The organism is Sphingomonas kyeonggiensis, assembly GCF_030812785.1.
Lineage (GTDB): Bacteria > Pseudomonadota > Alphaproteobacteria > Sphingomonadales > Sphingomonadaceae > Sphingomonas > Sphingomonas kyeonggiensis_B.
This window is the reverse complement of record NZ_JAUSTJ010000003.1, coordinates 106671-124727: the sequence shown is the minus strand read 5'-3', so window position 1 is coordinate 124727 and position 18057 is coordinate 106671. Positions and strand designations below refer to the sequence as shown.

At 64.9% G+C, this 18057-nt stretch carries 15 protein-coding genes; 9 read left to right on the top strand and 6 right to left on the bottom strand.

What is annotated here, in order from left to right:
* Nucleotides 1-88 precede the first annotated feature (88 nt).
* Nucleotides 89-1663 (bottom strand): ABC-F family ATP-binding cassette domain-containing protein, encoded by a 1575-nt coding sequence (locus tag J2W22_RS18355; protein WP_307119725.1) that lies wholly within the window; start codon nucleotides 1661-1663, stop codon nucleotides 89-91.
* Between the two features lie 123 nt (nucleotides 1664-1786).
* Nucleotides 1787-2101, bottom strand: coding sequence for a hypothetical protein (locus J2W22_RS18350; protein WP_307119724.1), 315 nt, complete (start codon nucleotides 2099-2101; stop codon nucleotides 1787-1789).
* Nucleotides 2102-2169: 68 nt separating this feature from the next.
* Between J2W22_RS18350 and J2W22_RS18345 the strand changes: the two genes are divergently transcribed.
* Nucleotides 2170-2631: a vgr related protein gene (locus J2W22_RS18345; RefSeq protein WP_307119723.1), complete on the top strand. Its 462-nt coding sequence runs from the start codon at nucleotides 2170-2172 to the stop codon at nucleotides 2629-2631.
* On the opposite strand, the gene J2W22_RS18340 is transcribed toward J2W22_RS18345, so the two are convergent.
* The 3 genes from J2W22_RS18340 to J2W22_RS18330 form a co-directional block, all read right to left on the bottom strand.
* Nucleotides 2628-4313, bottom strand: a complete 1686-nt coding sequence (locus tag J2W22_RS18340; protein WP_307119722.1) for a hypothetical protein — start codon at nucleotides 4311-4313, stop codon at nucleotides 2628-2630. The two genes, J2W22_RS18345 and J2W22_RS18340, sit on opposite strands and share 4 nt — an antisense overlap.
* Nucleotides 4314-4440: 127 nt before the next feature.
* Nucleotides 4441-7113 (bottom strand): DEAD/DEAH box helicase, encoded by a 2673-nt coding sequence (locus tag J2W22_RS18335; protein WP_307119721.1) that lies wholly within the window; start codon nucleotides 7111-7113, stop codon nucleotides 4441-4443.
* The gene (locus J2W22_RS18330) at nucleotides 7113-8645 is read right to left on the bottom strand and encodes a site-specific DNA-methyltransferase (protein WP_307119720.1); all 1533 of its coding nucleotides are present in this window, start codon (nucleotides 8643-8645) and stop codon (nucleotides 7113-7115) included. The genes J2W22_RS18335 and J2W22_RS18330 overlap by 1 nt, the downstream gene beginning before the upstream one ends.
* A 149-nt stretch (nucleotides 8646-8794) precedes the next feature.
* Here J2W22_RS18330 and uvrA point away from each other — a divergent pair, with 149 nt between their 5' ends.
* The 5 genes from uvrA (at nucleotide 8795) to J2W22_RS18305 (ending at nucleotide 16113) form a co-directional block, all read left to right on the top strand.
* Nucleotides 8795-11821, top strand: a complete 3027-nt coding sequence (uvrA, locus tag J2W22_RS18325; RefSeq protein WP_307119719.1) for an excinuclease ABC subunit UvrA — start codon at nucleotides 8795-8797, stop codon at nucleotides 11819-11821.
* 80 nt (nucleotides 11822-11901) lie between these two features.
* Entirely contained in the window at nucleotides 11902-14133 is a 2232-nt protein-coding gene (locus tag J2W22_RS18320) for a hypothetical protein (protein ID WP_307119718.1), read from the top strand.
* 206 nt (nucleotides 14134-14339) lie between these two features.
* Nucleotides 14340-14510: a type II toxin-antitoxin system RelB family antitoxin gene (gene relB / locus J2W22_RS18315; RefSeq protein ID WP_307119717.1), complete on the top strand. Its 171-nt coding sequence runs from the start codon at nucleotides 14340-14342 to the stop codon at nucleotides 14508-14510.
* Entirely contained in the window at nucleotides 14507-14785 is a 279-nt protein-coding gene (locus J2W22_RS18310) for a type II toxin-antitoxin system RelE/ParE family toxin (RefSeq protein ID WP_307119716.1), read from the top strand. The genes relB and J2W22_RS18310 overlap by 4 nt, the downstream gene beginning before the upstream one ends.
* Before the next feature lie 254 nt (nucleotides 14786-15039).
* Entirely contained in the window at nucleotides 15040-16113 is a 1074-nt protein-coding gene (locus tag J2W22_RS18305; protein WP_307119715.1) for a hypothetical protein, read from the top strand.
* Between the two features lie 35 nt (nucleotides 16114-16148).
* Here J2W22_RS18305 and J2W22_RS18300 read toward each other — a convergent pair whose 3' ends face one another.
* Complete coding sequence (locus J2W22_RS18300; protein WP_307119714.1) at nucleotides 16149-16718, bottom strand: hypothetical protein; 570 nt, start codon at nucleotides 16716-16718, stop codon at nucleotides 16149-16151.
* Nucleotides 16719-17074: 356 nt separating this feature from the next.
* Here J2W22_RS18300 and J2W22_RS18295 point away from each other — a divergent pair, with 356 nt between their 5' ends.
* The 3 genes from J2W22_RS18295 (at nucleotide 17075) to J2W22_RS18285 (ending at nucleotide 17876) form a co-directional block, all read left to right on the top strand.
* Complete coding sequence (locus J2W22_RS18295; RefSeq protein WP_307119713.1) at nucleotides 17075-17230, top strand: hypothetical protein; 156 nt, start codon at nucleotides 17075-17077, stop codon at nucleotides 17228-17230.
* Nucleotides 17231-17416: 186 nt separating this feature from the next.
* Nucleotides 17417-17629: a cold-shock protein gene (locus J2W22_RS18290; protein ID WP_307119712.1), complete on the top strand. Its 213-nt coding sequence runs from the start codon at nucleotides 17417-17419 to the stop codon at nucleotides 17627-17629.
* A 67-nt stretch (nucleotides 17630-17696) separates the two neighbouring features.
* Nucleotides 17697-17876, top strand: coding sequence for a hypothetical protein (locus tag J2W22_RS18285; RefSeq protein WP_307119711.1), 180 nt, complete (start codon nucleotides 17697-17699; stop codon nucleotides 17874-17876).
* Nucleotides 17877-18057: the final 181 nt, after the last annotated feature.

Here is an 18057-nt window from a genome sequence, read left to right as displayed (position 1 = left end):
GGGGCGCTATGGGGCATGCGCAGGGCCCCGGCAATCGAATAGTCGTAACAGAAACGTCACACGCCTCGAATGCGGGACAGCCCGTTGCCTAGCGAGCCACCGCGATCTCCCGCGCCACCCCGATCGCCTCCAGGAAGGCCCGGTCGTGGCTCACCACCAGCAGCGCCCCGTCATAGCCCGCCAGCGCCGCCTCGAGCACTTCGATCGATTCCATGTCGAGATGGTTGGTCGGCTCGTCGAGCAGCAGCAATTGCGGCACCACCGCGCCGCCCAATACACAGGCCAGTCCCGCGCGCAGCCGCTCGCCGCCGCTCAGGTCACGCACCTGCTTCAGCGCGTCCCGGTTGCGAAAGGCAAAGCGCGCGCACGCCGCATATCCCTCGCGCTCTGTGGCGCCGGGGTGCAGCCGCCGGAAATTGTCCAGCACCGTCGCGCCCGCATCGAGCAGCCCGATATGCTGGTCGAGCATCGCCACCCGCCCCGCGGCCCGCCGCACCGCGCCGCGGTCCGGCGCCAGCTCCCCCGCCGCCAGCCGCAACAGGCTGGTCTTGCCCGCGCCATTGGGCCCGATCACCGCTACCCGCTCGGGCCCGATGATCTCGAACCGCCATGGCCCGAACACGCGCTCCCCGCGCACCAGCGCCGCATCCTCGAACGCCAGCAGCCGGCGATTGGCGGGCAGCCCGGTCGGCGGCAGGTCGATGGTGAGCGGGGTGATCACCTCCACTGCCTCGCGCGCCGCCGCCAGCCGCGCCTCGGCATCGCCGACCAGCCGCTCGCCCACGCCCGCGCCGCGCCCGGCGGAATTCTCCGCCCGCTCCTTCTGCCGCCCGAGCAGGATCTTCGGCGCCGACCCGCTCGCCGCATAGGCGCGGCCCGCCCGGTCGCGCCGCGCCTGGCGCTCCTGCGCGCGCTGGGCCCCCGCCTCGGCCCCGCGCAGCGCATCGCCTGCCCGCTCGACCTCGGCCGCCGCCCGCCCCCGCTCCGCCTCGCGCGCCTCCGCAAAGCCCGACCAGCCGCCGCCGAACACCCGTGCGCCCAGCGGGGTCAGCTCGACGATCCGGTCCATATGCTCGAGCAGCGCCCGGTCATGGCTGGCGACCAGCACCCCGCCGCGCCATCCGTCGATCAGCGCCGTCACCGCCGCGCGGCCCTCGGCATCGAGATTGTTGGTCGGCTCGTCGAGCAGCAGCAGGTCGGGCGCGTCGATCCGCAGCCGGGCGATCCCCACCCGCGTCCGCTCGCCGCCCGACAGCGTCGCCACCAACCGATCGAGTGCCACGTCGTCCAGCCCGGTCTCGGCCAGCGCCGCGACCACCCGCTCCTCCAGCGTCCAGTCGGCCTCGGCCAAATCCTCTTCGTCGCCCGCGCCCGCCAGCACCCGCGCCAGCCGTTCGATCCCGACGCGCACGCCCAGCACTTCGTCGACCCGCCACTCGCCCGGCCATTCCTGGCGCAGCACGCCGACCGAGCCGGTGCGCACCAGGCTCCCGCCCGCCGGCGCCGCTTCGCCCGCGAGGATCCGCAACAGGGTCGACTTGCCCGAACCGTTGCGTCCGACCAGCCCGGTGCGTTCCCGCCCCAGCGCCAGCGTCAGATTGTCGAAAAGCGGCCGGCCCTCAGGCGTGGCGGCGGAAAGAATATCCAGGGTTGCGAAGGACATGGGGCACCTGCGGGCAGAACGAGACGATCGGGCGAACGATGGTCTTTTCCTGGCGCATGGCGGCTAACTCCCTGGGAATGCTGGAACCCGCTATCTGGCGAAGGCGCAGGCGAATGACAAGCCTCAGTCCTTGCCGGTCAGCACCTCGCCCGGGCGGGCGGGATCGTAAAAGGCATAGGTGTAATAGGTGCTGGCCTCGTGCGGCTGGTCGCGCTTGGCGAGCCAGGCACGCGCCGCGTCCATCCATTGCGGCGGTACGGGCACGTTCACTGCATCGGTGCTGCCGCTGCCGGCATCGATCACCCTGGAGAGCTTGACCTCGACCAGCCTGCCCTCGGCATCGACGGTCACCGCCAGGATCACCGCATAGCGATGCGGGGCGAGGGTAACGCTCACGGCAGGGGCAGCGAGCAGGGCGATCGGAAGCAGCCAGGGCATGCCCCAACCTATCCGCAGCCGCGTGACTCGCCCGTGACAAATACCGCCATCATGGCCATTTCTCCCGCATGACCGCCTCCCGCCCGCTCACCCAAGGCGAAGCCGCGCTCGCCCGCTTCGTGTTCGGCGATGCGCTCGATCCCGCCCGCGCGGCGGTTGCCAATCGCAAATGGGCGTTCTTCCAGCCGCGCAACACCACCATGGCGCCGCTCGGCACGATCCATTTCAATCCGGCTTCGGGTCTCTATCGCGACGATTTCGCCACCGCCCCGCTCGCGCTGCAGGGGCTGTTCGTCCATGAGCTGGCCCATGTCTGGCAGCACCAGTCGGGCATCTTCCTGCCGCTCCGCCGCCACCCCTTTTGCCGCTATGGCTATGTGCTCGAGCCCGGCCGGCCGTTCGCCCGCTACGGCATCGAGCAGCAGGCCGAGATCATCCGCCACGCCTTCCTGCTCCGGCGCGGCGCGGACCTGCACGGCGCCGCGCCGCTCGCCACCTATGAAGCGCTGCTGCCCTTCCGCACCGCCTAATCGATGTCGTGGTTCATCTTGGGTGCGCGCGGCGGCGGTGCCGGGCGCGGTGCGGGCGGGGTGTAGCTCGGTCGCGGCGGCGGCGTGTAGTTCGGGCGCTGGGCCGGCGGGGTGTAGCTAGGACGCGGCTGCGGCGGCGGGCTGCTCGCCGCAGGCGGAGTCGGACGCTGCCAGCCGCCTTCGGGCCGCGACGGCCGCGGCGGCGCCGGATTGCTTGCACCAGCCGGCGGCACCGGACGCTGCCACCCGCCTTCGGGCCGGACCGGACGCGTCGGCATCGGGGCCGGCGTACCGGCACCGCCCGGCGGCGTCGGACGGTTCCAGCCGCCCTCCGGCCGATCGGGACGCACGGGCGCTTCCCCCGCTGCGGGCGGGCGCGGGCGCCCCCAGCCACCTTCGGGCCGCGGCGGGCGCGACCAGCCCGGGCGCGGCGGCGGAACCTCGCCCGTGGCGGGCGGCGTCGGAGTCACCACCGGCGGCACCGGCGCAGGTGTCGGCGTCACCGCACCCGGCACGGGGGGCCTCGGCCGGCCCCAACCATTGCCGGAACCATTGCCCCAGCCGCTACCACTCCCATCAGGACGTGGCCGCGGCGGGCGCGTGCGCGGAGTCGCGGGGTTGTCGGTGCCGGGCGCGGTTCCCGGCGCCCCCGGCCGTCCACCGCCCCAGCCGCCCGGCCGGCGCGGACCATCGGGATTGCCGTTCCACGGGCGCGTCATCGGCGGCCTGTTGGGGCCCGCCGGACCATCGGGCGAAGCGTTCGGCACGCCCGGGCGCGGCGGATTGCTGCCCGGCGCACCGGTACCTCCGGGCCCGGGCCGTCCCGGCCGCCCCGGCCAGTTCGGACGGCCACCGCCCGGCTGGTTCGACCAGCCCCAGCCCGGCTGGTGCGGGCGCCCCGGCCCCGTCCCCGGCCGGTCGGGCCGGCCCGGATGATGGAAGCGGCCCGGCGGCGGGCCCTGGAAGCCGCCTTCGCGCCAGCGGCGGAAGCGCTCGGCCATCTCGCGGCGGCGGCGCTGCTCGCCGTCGAAGCGGTGGCGCCAGGCCGCCGCGTCGCTCCGCGCCCGGTAGCGCGCCCAGCCCGGATAGCGGTTGTACCCGCCGTCCCAGACCTGGATGAAGCTGAACAGATAGGGGCTGGCGTCGATCCACGCCTGGGTATCGACCGGGCGATAGTCGCGCCCGGCCAGCGCGTCCTGCAGCCGTACGCCGCGGTCGTACAAATCCTCGGCGGGATCGTCATAATCGGCGAACTCGGCGCGCGGCGCGGCCTCGCCATCGGCGTCATAGACCATCGCCAGCCGCCCGGCGTCATAGCCGAAGCTCATCCCCGGCTCGACCGCCAGGAACGGCCCGCGCGCGCCCGGCGCGAAATAATAACTGCGGATCCCGCCCGTGCCGGCATCCTCGACGATGATCGTATAGCCGTCGGCGGTCTGCCACGCCCAGGGCTCGGCGCCCTCGAAGGAGAAGGCGAAGTCGGGCGGCGCATCGCCGATTGCGTCCCACAGCGCATCGGCCCGGTCGATCCACGCATAATCTTCCGCCGACTGCTCCGCAGCCTGCTGCCCCGCCGCCTTCGCTATCGCCGGCGCCACCCCGCCTGCTGCCATCGCTGCCCCGGGCAGCACCAGCGCCGCACCGGTCAGCATCGCAAGCCGGATCATCCTCTCGAACCGCATCGCCCTGCTCCCTCCTGCATGATGCCGCAAATCTCCGCCTCCGCCGCTGAACGGGGTGTGAAATGTGCATGCAGCTTTGCGAAAGGAAAGGGAGGGGGCCTCCAACCACAGACCCGCCGCGCCGGGCCTACAGCGCCGCGCGCACCTGATCGCGCACGTCGCGGCCGTCGTCATCCTTGCGGACGGCAAGCACATAGATCCCGCGCCCACCGCTCCTGGCCTGCCACAGGGCGCCTACGGCACGCTTCTCAGCGGATTCCTTGATCAGATGCTCACCCTTATATTCCACCACGAGCAGCCGGCTGTCCTTCAGCTTCACTATGAAATCAGGATAGGTCCAGCCACCTGCCACCGGGAGCCGGAAGGCATTGGGATGGTTGGCAACGTTGCGCACCCAATATTCCACCTCGCCCAGCGCATCGATCAATTGCGCGGCCTTGAACTCCTCGCCATCCTCGTCACCGTCGAATGCCGGCATGCGATCGTTGCCCAGGAAGTGTTTCGCGAAGCCATAGCTTCCGCGATAACGGGGAACGCCGTCGAACATCCCGTCGAAGAAGCGAAACCCTTGTTCGAACGAGACTTCCACTGCCGCATCGGGCGCGAACAGGCAGGTCTGATAGGCATGCCGGCGCGACGCCTCGCGCAACGCTTTCACGCGCTCGTTCAACCGGCGCGCCAGCACGAACCGGCAGCGCATCAGCGCGGACAGCGGGATCCGCCGCGGCCCAGTGAGCCAGGCCACCACTTCGGCCAGCCATTTCACCATCTCGGAAGCAGAGACATCTTCCGCCCGCACATGCTGGAATAGCAAACCGACCAGGCCCGATTCGGTCCAGCCCGCCACCGGAATGTCCAGCATCAACTGGTCGCTCTGATCGCTGCGCTGCACCTTCAGCCGCGCGCCGTCCAGATCGATGACGAACCCGTCCGATGTCTCCGCAACGTCGAATTCGCCTGGCGTGAGCTGGGCCGAGGCATCGCTGAGCGACCAGTCGAAATACTCGGCAAAACGCGCACTGTCCGCCAGGACGAACTCACCCTGCACCCGCGCGGTCAGTGCCGGCACGACGAAGGTCTCGCCGCGCTCCGCCGGGGATGCCTGATGCGCATGCTCCGCGTGAAACTTGGCCACCTCTTCGCGGAAACGGGTAGCGGCAGGGGCAGGAAGAGCGAGGGCCGCCGCCTCGATCTCCGTCGCATGGAGGAATCCCGTGACACGCAGCACGGGCAGACCGCCCTGCACAGCCTCGACCGCGATCTTTCCCGGTACCGCCGCCTTGGCTTTGTCCAGCGCGTCGATACCCGCATCGACTGCGATCCGCGTTGACGGCCTGGGCCGCCGCTTCTCACCCCATAGCCCGTCTTCATCCGCTTCGCCGAAGCCAGGCTGCGCTTCGATGCTCGCCTCGGCTTCCTGTTCCTCAAAGCCCATCTTGGCGACCATACGGTCCTTCAGCATGGTCGCCGCCTCGGCGAAATCCTTGCTGACCAGATGGGCATAGGCCTTGTTGAGCATCGGCGATCGGCGGCGGGTGGCATAGGGCATGCGCAGCACACGCCCCAGCAGCTGCTCCGCATCGGTCGCGCTGCGGATGTTGGCCACCGAGCAGAAGACATAGGCGAAGGAGCAGTCCCAGCCCTCCTTCAACGCCTCCACGGTGATCACGAAGTCGATCAAGGGGTCGGCATTGGGATCGAACAGATCGATCCCGTCAAGCTCGCGCTGGTCCCCTGTGGCGACGGCAATCCGCTTCGCTTCGATATGGTGCACATCGATCAGGTGCTGCTTCAGCACTTCCACGGTCACTTCACGGTCGCGGTCCTCGGCCTGGAACAGCACGATCGGCCGGATATAGCCTTCCTTGTCGCGACTTGCCTCGTCGGCCAGCTCGGCGCGCTTCTCGATCGCGCCGGTCACCGCGCCTTCCCAGCTCCGATGCTCCGCCAGCACCACGGGCAGCTTGATCATCTGCTCGTTCTTCAGCTCGAGCGCCGACACCGAATGCAGGATGTTGCTCTTGGCATTGGGCGTCGCGGTGAATTCCACGATCGCGCTGGGATTCACGCGCCCCTGTACCTGGCGCGACAGGCCGCTAACTGCCTTGTGTGCCTCGTCGACGATCATCAGCGGGCGGTGCAGGTGCATCAGATTGGCGAAGCTGTAGCGGATGTCGGCTGGATCAGCACCAAGCTTCTCCGCCACCTCGCTGCCCAGCGTCTCGAGGCCCGGCATGCGCTTGTCCACCTTGGCGAACAGCGGCTCCAGTGCCTCATGATGATCATAGACCTTGCGCCCTTCGGTGTCCTCCACGCGAAGCGTCTGGATCGTTCCCACGAAAATGCAGGGGTGCCGGCCGAGATCCTGGGCCTGCATCCGCGCGAAATCGCCCATGTCGAACACGCGCACCGGCTCGCCGAACGCTTCGGCAAGCGCTTGGCGATAGGGGTGCCGGGGATTGTTGAGCGCTTCGACGGTCTGCCGGCGGATCGTCTTGGTCGGCACCAGCCACAGCACCAGCGGCGCGGGCGAATCCATCCATTTGTCCGCCGCGATCTTCACCGCATGCGCCGCCAGCAGCGTCTTGCCGCCGCCCGTCGGCAGGCGCAGGCACACATAGGGCACATCCTCGAGGCCCGGCAGCGGCGCATATTTCCCGCCCCAGCCATGGAGACGCTTGGCCTGTTCCGGCTCGCGGGTGAGCGCCTCATAGGCGGCCTGCGCCCCGCGCAGGCGCGCCTCCTCGAAGAAGCGCGCCAGCATATCCAGCGTCTCGCGCTGATAATTCTTGAGCAGCATCAGCGCGCCCTCACATCATACGGAGTCTGCTTGAAGGTGATCCGCTCGGCCTTCAGCGTATCCGCGCCCAGGCGATTGGCTTCGCCATAGATCGTGATCGGCCCCGCGAAGTCGCCTGCCGCCGCGCGCACCATCGCCAGCGTCGTCCGCGTCAGCACATTGCCGCCAGAAACCCGCTTGTCCCCCAGGATGCCGTTGTACAACAGCGCCAGCCCCGCGCCGTCATATGCGCCGAGAAACGGCGAAGCGCCGAACTCCGCACCACCAGCCGGGGAAGGCACCTCGGTTTCGGAGAACCAGATATGCGCCGCCAGCGTGGCAAAGCCGATGTCCGCCGCGATCGTCCCGTCTGTATCGAACACAGGGTCGCCGAGCCGATAAAAGTCGAAGCCACCGCCACCCTGCCAGCCCAGGGTCTTGCTGATACCGCCCTGCTCGCCTTCGATCACCTTGCGCAGCCGCGGCGCGCAATGCGTGACTGCATGATCCCCCATCTCGATGCCGATCCAGCGCCGACCCATCTTGTGGGCAACTGCGGCGGTGGTGCCGGAGCCGAGGAAGGAGTCGAGAACGAGGTCGCCGGGACGGCTCGCTACTTGCAACACACGCTGGATTACCGCTTCGGGTTTGGGTGTGTCGAACGAAGCCTCATCAGGGAATAGAGAGCGCATCTCATTCTTAGACGTACGGTTGCTTCCCACTTCGTCTCGCTTCCACAGCGTTCGCGGCACAAGGTCAGAGACCTCGGCGAGATAACGTTTTAGGCTCGGACGGGCCGATCCATTAGGCCCCCACCACACTCTTCCGTCACTATCTAGTTCTCTCAGGCGCTCCTCGGAAATCCGCCAATATCTCCCTTCCGGTGGCTTGAAGCTACGTCCGGTAGGACCCACGATTGTATAGAGCCCTTTTGAGTATGGTTTGTTGGCGAAAGGATCGCCGGGCAACCAAGGACCCCGGGGATCGTCATCGGGGTTTGAATAGATCGAATTGGCCGCCTCTGTCCTAGGCAGACGAAAAGGTTGCCACGCACTTTGGCGCGAATACGCCAATATGAAATCGTGATCCGATGAAAATTGCCGAGCTGAATTGCGCGGAGAATCCGCCTTCTCCCAGATGATTGTATCGATAAAATTCGCCCGGCCGAACACTTCATCCATCAAGACCTTAAGGTAATGCCCCTCATTGTCATCGATCGACACCCAGATGCTGCCACCCTCGGCGAGCAACTCGCGCAGCAATTCTAGCCGCGGGTACATCATCGCCAGCCATTCGCTATGCTCCAGGCTGTCGTCATAATGCTCGAAGGCGCTGCGCGTGTTGTACGGTGGATCGATATAGATGCATTTCACCTGGCCGCGATAATATGGCAGCAGGCTCTTCAACGCTTCCAGATTGTCGCCCTGGATCAGCATGTTGCCACTTGCTGCTTCGCCAACGGAAAGCGCCGCGTCGCGTTCCAGCAGGCGATAGGGCACGGTGTCCGCTGCTTTCAGGTCGCGGTCGCGCGTCATCCACTGCAAGATCGGCATTCGAAAATCAGTCCCCGCTCAAAATCAGCCCGGACCCTAGCCACGCGACGCTCGACCGGCAATCGACCGGCCCGCGCAACTGGCGCTTCCGTCCGGGCGTTCCTACATCCCACTAGAAACCCAATCAGAACAAAGCTAGAACCTCCGGCATGGCACTTACCACCATTTCCGTCCGCGGCGCGCGTGAGCACAATCTCAAGGGCGTGGATGTCGACATCCCGCGCGACACGCTCACGGTGATCACCGGCCTCTCCGGCTCGGGCAAGTCGAGCCTCGCCTTCGACACCATCTATGCCGAGGGCCAGCGCCGCTATGTCGAGTCGCTCTCGGCCTATGCCCGCCAGTTCCTCGAGCTGATGCAGAAGCCCGATGTCGATCATATCGAGGGCCTCAGCCCCGCCATCTCGATCGAGCAGAAGACGACCTCGCGCAATCCGCGCTCGACGGTCGCCACGGTCACCGAGATCTATGATTACATGCGCCTGCTCTGGGCGCGCGTCGGCGTGCCCTATTCGCCGGTCACCGGCCTGCCGATCAGCGCGCAGACCGTGTCGCAGATGGTCGATCGCGTGCTGGCGTTGCCCGAAGGCACCCGCCTGCTCCTCCTCGCCCCGGTCGTGCGCGGCCGCAAGGGCGAGTACAAGAAGGAGCTCGCCGAATGGCAGCGCGCCGGCTTTCAGCGCGTCCGCATCGACGGCGAGACCTATCTGATCGAGGAAGCCCCCGCCCTCGACAAGAAGTACAAGCACGACATCGAAGTGGTGGTCGATCGCCTCGTCGTGTCCGACAGCATCGGCACCCGCCTGGCGGAGTCGTTCGAGACCGCGCTCAAGCTCGCGGAAGGGCTGGCCTATGTCGACCTGGTGGATACGACGGTGGCCGCAATCGCTCCCCTTCCGCTTGCGGGAGGGGCCGGGGGAGGGGCTGTCCGGGAAGCACGCGCGACGTTCGAAGTGGAAGGCGACACGCCCTCCCCTGACCCCTCCCGCAAGCGGGAGGGGAATGCAGTCGGCGGCCAGCTCAAGGGCGCCGGCATCCCGGACAACCGCATCGTCTTCTCCGAGAAGTTCGCCTGCCCGGTCTCCGGCTTCACCATCCCCGAGATCGAGCCCCGCCTCTTCTCGTTCAACGCCCCCCAGGGCGCCTGCCCGGCCTGTGACGGCCTGGGCGAGAAGCTGGTGTTCGACGAGGACCTCGTCGTCCCCAACCACGACCTGACGATCAAGAAGGGCGCGATCGTGCCCTGGGCCAAGTCGAACCCGCCCTCGCCCTATTACATGCAGGTGCTCGGGTCGCTCGCCCGCGAGTTCGGCTTCAGCCTCGACACGCCCTGGCGCGACCTGCCGGGCGAGGTCCAGCTGATCATCCTCCACGGCACCGGCGGCAAGCCCGTCACCCTCACCTTCGTCGACGGCAAGAAGTCGTACGACGTGAAGAAGCCGTTCGAGGGCGTGATCGGCAACCTCAACCGCCGCATGCTGCAGACCGAGTCCGCCTGGATGCGCGAGGAGCTCAGCAAGTACCAGGCCGCCCACCCCTGCGAAGTCTGCGACGGCGCCCGCCTCAAGCCCGAGGCGCTGGCGGTCAAGATCGCCGGCGAGGACATCAGCCACGCCACCCGCCTCTCGGTGGTCGACGCGCTCGGCTGGTTCGAGAAGCTGCCCGGCACGCTCACCCCGCAGCAGAAGGAGATCGCCCGCGCGATCCTCAAGGAGATCGACGAGCGGCTCGGCTTCCTCAACAATGTCGGCCTCGACTATCTCAACCTCAACCGCACCTCGGGCACCCTGTCCGGTGGCGAGAGCCAGCGCATCCGCCTCGCCAGCCAGATCGGCTCCGGCCTGTCGGGCGTGCTCTACGTCCTCGACGAGCCCTCGATCGGCCTCCACCAGCGCGACAACGACATGCTGCTCGCCACCCTCCGGCGCCTGCGCGACCTCGGCAACACCGTGATCGTCGTCGAGCATGACGAGGACGCGATCCGCACCGCCGACTATATCCTCGACATGGGTCCCGGCGCCGGCGTCCATGGCGGCGAAGTCGTCGCGCGCGGCACGCTCGACGAGATCCTCACCGCCAAGGGCTCGGTCACCGCCGACTATCTCAACGGCACCCGCGAGGTTCCCGTCCCGGCCAAGCGCCGCAAGGGCACCGGCAAGAAGCTCACGGTCGAGAACGCCACCGCCAACAACCTGCGCGGTGTCACCGCGAGCATCCCGCTCGGCACCTTCACCTGCATCACCGGCGTCTCGGGCTCGGGCAAGTCGAGCTTCACGATCGACACGCTCTATGCCGCCGCCGCGCGCCAATTGAACGGCGCCCGCCTGCTCGCCGGCAAGCACGACCGGATCACCGGCCTCCAGCATCTCGACAAAGTGATCGACATCGACCAGTCGCCGATCGGCCGCACCCCGCGCTCGAACCCGGCGACCTACACCGGCGCCTTCACCAGCATCCGCGACTGGTTCGCCGGCCTGCCCGAGGCGCAGGCGCGCGGCTACAAGCCGGGCCGCTTCAGCTTCAACGTCAAGGGCGGCCGCTGCGAGGCGTGCCAAGGCGACGGCGTGCTCAAGATCGAGATGCACTTCCTGCCCGACGTCTATGTCACCTGCGACGTCTGCCACGGCCAGCGCTACAACCGCGAAACCCTCGAAGTGAAGTTCAAGGGCAAGAGCATCGCCGACGTACTCGACATGACCGTCGAGGACGCAGTCGAGTTCTTCAAGGCGGTCCCGCCGATCCGCGACAAGATGGCGATGCTGGCCGAGGTCGGCCTGGGCTACGTCAAGGTCGGCCAGCAGGCGACGACGCTCTCGGGCGGCGAGGCGCAGCGGGTGAAACTGGCAAAGGAACTGGCACGGCGGGCCACCGGCAACACGCTGTATATTTTGGACGAGCCCACCACCGGCCTCCATTTCGAGGACGTCCGCAAGCTCCTCGAAGTGCTCCACGCGCTGGTCGAGCAGGGCAACACCGTAGTGGTGATCGAGCACAATCTCGACGTCATCAAGACCGCCGACTGGATTTTGGATCTGGGTCCCGAGGGCGGCGTCAAGGGCGGCGAAATCGTCGCCCAGGGCACGCCGGAAGAGGTGGTGAAGGAACCGCGGAGCTTCACGGGGAAGTATCTCGCGCCGTTGCTGGGGAAGGTTCGGGAGACTGAGGCGGCGGAGTAAACACGCCTCTCTCTTCTCGGGTTTTCAGGAGCAATGACTCAAAGGCTTGCGTGTACGCTCGGTGGGGCTAATCTCGTTTTATGAAAAAGGAATGGACCAACTTCGAGAACCAAGTTCGCGATATCGCTAGCGTGGTATTTGGCCGCCCTTGCAGCAAACAGCACATCGCCGGAGTCGACCTTGATGGATTTATAGACCTTCAAGACGGAAGCGTTGTTTGTATTGAGATCACCGTCCGAAATGATTTGAAGAAGGTTAGAGAGGACATCTCCAAGCTGAATTCGGTGAAAAACCATTTTCTCAGCAAAGGTGTTCTAGCAAGAAGCTACATTGTTCTCGATGATGATCCTACAGCTTCGATGATCGAAACTGCTGAGGGTCAACGTATTATCGCGTGTTCAATCAGTTCGTTCGCCGCATTATTTTTCGAGTATGAACGATACCGTGTCGCCAGAACGGCAAAAACCTTCGGAAGCTCGGTTGTACCAGCGACCGGCCTGAAGGATGAAACACCATATGTTCATGTGAAATATTATAGCGAGAACGACAAAAGACTCCTTTCTATAGATGAAATATCACGTTTACTAATGTCAGGGAAAAGCGTTGTATTATTGGGAGAATACGGGAGCGGAAAGAGCCGGTGCATCCAAGAGCTATTTCTATCTCTCTCAGGCAGGTGGCAAGAGAATTTTACATTTCCATTTGCGGTAAATCTCAGAGATTGCTGGGGACTTACCAGAAAAGAAGAAATAATTCGTAGACACATTCTAGATCTTGGTCTGGATGATTTAGAAGGAAAAGCGGTTGGTGTATTTAATCGCGGCGGAGCCATATATCTTTTAGACGGATTCGACGAAATCGGAATCCAGTCATGGAGCACCGACGACAGCAAACAGAAAATGCTGCGCGCCACCGCCCTTGCAGCAGTCAATGATCTAGTCAGCCACTCTCCAAAAGGATGCTTGGTTGCGGGAAGAGAACACTATTTTAGCTCGAATGATGAAATGTTTTCCTCTCTCGGCCTAGATAAAAATTCTGCAATAATTGTACGCGCCCAAGAGGAGTTTTCAGAAGAGGAAATTCAGTCCTACTTTGATGTGGCCGGCATCGATGTAGATCTTCCGAGCTGGCTGCCCCGACGACCGCTAATATGCCAAACGATTGCCTCACTCAGTGAGGAAGATCGCCTTAGTATGTTTGGGTTTGGGAGCGATGAGGTTGCCTTTTGGAATCATTTAATTGACACTATCTGCGCTCGCGACGCCTCGATACATCCCGCATTCGACAAGGAAACGATTAAGAGCGTTTTCATTTTGCTGGCACGATTCACCAGAACCAAACCAGCTAATGTTGGCCCCATTAGCTTGGCCGACCTTGATAAAGCGTTTGAGGTTACTGTTGGCACCCCGCCCGTCCAAGAAGCATCGGTAATGCTTCAGCGCCTTCCTTCACTTGGGAGAGAAAAGCAAGAATCTCAGGAGCGCAAATTTGTGGATAATTACATTTTAGATGGGCTAAGGGCGCTCGATATAGTGCGAATGGAATCATACTCTGAGCCACAAAAGAAGGACGTATTCGATTCGCAATGGTCAAATCCGATAGAGTTTTTGGGACAGAAGATTGTATCGGACTATATATCCAGCAATTTTAATCGCATGCGCTCGCTATTGAATCGGTCGGCAAAATCAGAAAACACTACACTTGCTGCAGACATTTCATCTTCATTCATGCTTACTGGCAGCGATAGAATAGACTTTGAGGGTTTGAATATATCCAATGCCACCTTTAGTCTTTTTGATATGTCCAAGACCATACCTGACAACATTGTTATATCTTCGAGCATATTTAGTAATATTGTCGTCCCTTCCTCTCCTCCGAAAGGTACAAAATTTCTAGGATGTCTTGCCGGTCGCGTATCCGGTGTAGCATCGAAAGCCGCTCTTCCAACTTGGCTGGCGCTAGATTCAGTTGACTATTTTGATAGCACTCAAACTGTTTCGAAGATTAGAGATGCAGGCCTAAGCCCCGCCCACGAAATACTGGCCACAATTGTCAAAAAGACCTTTTTCCAGAAAGGATCAGGAAGAAAAGAGGAAGCCTTACTTAGAGGGTTTGGCCAATCCGCTTCCAAGAAATTGAGCGATAGAGTACTTAAGCTACTTCTTCGAGAGGGAATCATTACTGCAGCTCCCGGAAAGGAGGGTACGATATACGTGCCTAATCGGTCCGAGGCCGGGAGAATGAAGGCGATGATGGAAGAACTGAAATCCTCTGCGGACGCTATTTGGAGGGAAGTCGGCGAGCTTAATTAGGCTCGGTGCTTCATTCTCCTCATTTTGCCCAACACGCCGGGAGCTGCTTCGCAGCGTATCGTCGGCTTGCTTGGGAGAAAGCAGACGGCCTCCCCTCAGAAGTTTGAAGAGCGACAACCATCGGTCAGGCCTGACTTTCTCCATTCCGGACACATCCCGCCGCCCGCGCCTTCCCCCGCCACCCCCGCTTCGTTATATTCCCCCCCATGGCAAAGCTCTCGCCCATCGTCTCGGAGTTCGCCTCCACGGAGGAGGAAGAAGCGCATGATGCCTGGGTTCGCGCCAAGGTGGAGAAGGCGCTTGCCTCGACCAAGCCGCGTATCCCGCATGACGAGGTGATGGCGAAGGCGCAGGCGATCCTCGACAAGTACAAGTGAGTCTGCCGGTCGTCTGGGACGACGAGGCCCAAGCGGCACTGCTCGAAATCCTCGACTATATCGGTGCCAGCAACAAGCCGGCCGCGATCCGCCTGCATGCCGCGATCATGCACGCGGCCGAGCGCCTTCCCGATTATCCCGAGCTCCATCGCCCCGGCCGTATCGCCGGAACGCGCGAGGCGGTCGTGCATCCCAATTACCTTCTGATCTACCGCGTCACTCCGCACGCCATCGAAATCCTCACGCTGATCCACGCGCGCCAGCCCTATCCCTAGCGCTCCCCTTCAGCTCCCCGGCGAAGGCCGGGGCCCAGTTGCAGCCTCGTTCGTTAGGTTCCCGCGCCATCGAGAGCTCGCCGAGGCTGGGCCCCGGCCTTCGCCGGGGATCGGCTCTGGCAAATCCGCTTCCGAGCCCCGCGCCCAATCCCCTCTGCGCGAACCAAAAAAGAACAAAACAAGAAAACCCTGTCCTACAGCCCCCAATCCAGCATACCTAACCGGTCCTCAAACCGACTCGAGAGGACCACCCCATGACCAGGCACCAGAACTTCCTCCCCCCGTACGGCGATGACGACGTCGTCGAGCTGGCGGTCGAAGAGTACACCAAGTCCCCCTCCCAGCGGATCGCCGGCTGGTCCGGCGCGAACCAGGCGCGGTTCCTCCGTGCGATCGCCGACGGGGCGACGGTCGGCCAGGCGTGCCGGCTGGTCGGGCTTACCCAGCAATCCGCCTATGCCTTTCGCCACTCCGCCCGCGGCGCGCAGTTCGGCATCGGCTGGCAGGCGGCGGCGCTCCATGCCCGCAACCACCTCGCCGACACGCTGATGGAGCGCGCGCTCCACGGCACGGTCGAGACGATCACCCGGCCCGACGGCAGCGAGGTCGAGCGCCACCGCTTCGACAACCGGCTCGGCATGGCGATGCTCGCCCGGCTCGATCGCATGGCCGACAAGGCGGCGAAGGAGACGACCCATGCCGCCGCGCGGCTGGTCGCGCAGGAGTTCGAGCCGTTCCTCGAACTGATCGAGCGCGATGCCGGGCCGGCCCGCGCCGGGCTGTTCCTCGCCCGCCGGGTCGAGCCGGCCGGCGAGGACGATCTCGCTCCCATCCGCGCGCTCGCCCGCGCCGATAGCTGGCTGCGCACCCATACCGATCTCGCCGAGCCGCTCGCGCTCGACGATCTCGATCCCGATGCCCGCCAGGCCTGGAGCGGCGAACAATGGCGCCGCGCCGAGGCCGCCGGGTTGGTCTCGCTCGCCCCCGCACCCGCGATGGCGATTCAAGAGATTCAAGATTTTGCCCAGGGCGTGGAGGACGAGGACGAGCCGGTCTGGTGGGACGACAATCTCCGCGTCTGGCACACCCATTTCCCGCCGCCCCGCGACTTCTACGGCGACGAGGCAAGCGAATATGGCCAGCCCGATTACGAGCGCGAGCTGAGCCCGGAAGAGGAGGAAGCGGTCGATGCGTCGATGCGCGCCCGGCTCGAGGCGCGGCGCCGCGTCGAGACCGAGGCGCGCGACCGTTGGTTCGCCGCGCTCGCCATCCCGCCGGCCGATGCCGCCGCGCCCCTCCCTGCGCTCCCCCAGCAATCCGCGCCATGACCCACCTCCGGGGCCACGGCGCGGACCGGCATGCGTCAGGCGGTGGCGGGCTTGGGCGCAGCCTGGGCCAGGGCCAGCGGCGTGTCGGCGGTGCCGCTCGGCGCGCTGAACTGGATCGTGTCGTCGGTCAGCGTGATCGTCACCGTGCCACCCGCATCCTCGTCGCGCAGCAGGAACTCCTTGTATCCCTCGACCGAGGTGTCGTTGGTCGCCGCGGTCAGCACGTCGACCAGCCCGCCGGCGATGTCGCCCGCGCCCAGCGTCTCGGGCCCGGCGACCTCGAGCGCGGTGGCGATGATGTCGCCGAAATGGGCGATGCCCCAGTCGGTCTTGTCCCACAGCCAGCGGGCATTGGAGGGATCGGTGTTCCAGACATTGCCCTGGCTATCGACCGCGAGGAGGAACCACCAGTCCTCGCCGGTGGTGCCGAAGCCGGTATTATATTCCACGGCCAGTGCCGGGCTGGTGGTCTGGCCGGGGGCCAGGTTCTCCCAGCTCGCCTGGCTCGAATATACGTCGCTATATTTGTGCGACAGGCCGATCGAGACGAAGGTCCTGCTGCTGTTGTTGGTGATCACGGCGGATGCGGTGTTCGCGGTCGTCATGAGTCTCTCCCAGAGTCGCCCCGCTCGGCCATTCCCCTATCGATTCCGTGGCTTGCGGGCAGCAAGGGATGCATCCGATCCCGTGGCGAAAGCGGTTCTGGCGGCGCAACAAGCCGCTTGGTGCGGGGGCTTGGCGACCATCTCCGGATCGGAGGAATCTGGCCCCGGCTTGAAAAATCCGGCGATGTTCGCTATATGGTCTTCAGGCGCCCACCGCTTTTGTGCGGCGAACCGTTTCCGCGATACGGAACCGCAGCGCCTTTTCACCGCTTATCCGCCTGTGCGAGCGCCATGCGCCGTCCCGGCCGTGCACCCGCTTCAGCGCGATGAGCCAAGAACCATAAACAAGGAAACACATGAACTTTTTCGACAAGATCCACGAAACCCAGATTACCCGTACCAGCAAGAACCCGTTCCAGGCATTCGTGCCGCCGCATCGTCGGCTCTTCCCGCTCGCCAGCCCGCGCAATTGCGCCGTGGCCCGCGCCGCGGCGATCGAGGTTCTCGGCTAAAACAGGCGTGGTCGCGGGGGCGTTCCGGCCCCCGCCCTTGCTTTTCGGGCGGTTTACGCCCACATGACACATCGCTTCAGTCGCACATTGACGGCCTCCGGCGCCCTGCGGCTCCCTTGACCCTCCTTCTGCCCCTTGCAGCGCGAAGCGCGCCACCTTCTGGCGCGCCGCACAGGAGTATCTACCATGAGCCACACCGGCACCGTAAAATTCTTCGATGCCGTCAAGGGCTTCGGTTTCATCAAGCCGGACGGCGGCACCCAGGACCATTTCGTCCATATCAGCGCGGTCGAGCGCTCGGGCATGTCGACGCTCAACCCGGACCAGCGCGTGACCTACGATCTGGAAGAGGACAAGCGCGGCCGCCCGTCGGCGGCGAACCTCTCCGCCGCGGAATAGGCCGGGCCGGCGGCCTCCGCTTGCCGGAGTGCCGCCTTTCCTCCCCTCCCGGCAGGAGCAGCGCCACATGGCACAGCCCGATTATCTCGCCCAGGCCGCCCGTTGCAGGGCGGAAGCGGACCTCGCCACGCTCGAGAATGTCCGCGAGCGATGCCTGCGCGCCGAAGCCGCATGGCTCGACATGGCGGCACGGCAGGAACAGGTCGCCACTGCCCGCGCCCGGCGCGAAGGCACCGCGGCCAACTGACCTCCAGACCCTCTCGACCCCCTTCCGCGATGCGCGTGGAAGGGGGTCTTGTGCTGCCCGCCGCATCGGTCGGTCCGGTATCCTGGTGCGACCAGCCGTGCACGGCAATGGTTTCGCCTGCACATCCTTGCAGCCTATGGTCCGCCCCGGGGGTGGGGGCATGTTCCAATGAAAAAGGGGA

Bases quoted from the DNA above. Each gene is read 5' to 3' on its own strand.
- J2W22_RS18355 (WP_307119725.1), bottom strand. From the start codon at position 1,663: ATGTCCTTCGCAACCCTGGATATTCTTTCCGCCGCCACGCCTGAGGGC.
- J2W22_RS18350 (WP_307119724.1), bottom strand. From the start codon at position 2,101: ATGCCCTGGCTGCTTCCGATCGCCCTGCTCGCTGCCCCTGCCGTGAGC.
- J2W22_RS18345 (WP_307119723.1), top strand. From the start codon at position 2,170: ATGACCGCCTCCCGCCCGCTCACCCAAGGCGAAGCCGCGCTCGCCCGC.
- J2W22_RS18340 (WP_307119722.1), bottom strand. From the start codon at position 4,313: ATGCGGTTCGAGAGGATGATCCGGCTTGCGATGCTGACCGGTGCGGCG.
- J2W22_RS18335 (WP_307119721.1), bottom strand. From the start codon at position 7,113: ATGCTGCTCAAGAATTATCAGCGCGAGACGCTGGATATGCTGGCGCGC.
- J2W22_RS18330 (WP_307119720.1), bottom strand. From the start codon at position 8,645: ATGCCGATCTTGCAGTGGATGACGCGCGACCGCGACCTGAAAGCAGCG.
- uvrA (WP_307119719.1), top strand. From the start codon at position 8,795: ATGGCACTTACCACCATTTCCGTCCGCGGCGCGCGTGAGCACAATCTC.
- J2W22_RS18320 (WP_307119718.1), top strand. From the start codon at position 11,902: ATGAAAAAGGAATGGACCAACTTCGAGAACCAAGTTCGCGATATCGCT.
- relB (WP_307119717.1), top strand. From the start codon at position 14,340: ATGGCAAAGCTCTCGCCCATCGTCTCGGAGTTCGCCTCCACGGAGGAG.
- J2W22_RS18305 (WP_307119715.1), top strand. From the start codon at position 15,040: ATGACCAGGCACCAGAACTTCCTCCCCCCGTACGGCGATGACGACGTC.
- J2W22_RS18300 (WP_307119714.1), bottom strand. From the start codon at position 16,718: ATGACGACCGCGAACACCGCATCCGCCGTGATCACCAACAACAGCAGC.
- J2W22_RS18295 (WP_307119713.1), top strand. From the start codon at position 17,075: ATGAACTTTTTCGACAAGATCCACGAAACCCAGATTACCCGTACCAGC.
- J2W22_RS18290 (WP_307119712.1), top strand. From the start codon at position 17,417: ATGAGCCACACCGGCACCGTAAAATTCTTCGATGCCGTCAAGGGCTTC.
- J2W22_RS18285 (WP_307119711.1), top strand. From the start codon at position 17,697: ATGGCACAGCCCGATTATCTCGCCCAGGCCGCCCGTTGCAGGGCGGAA.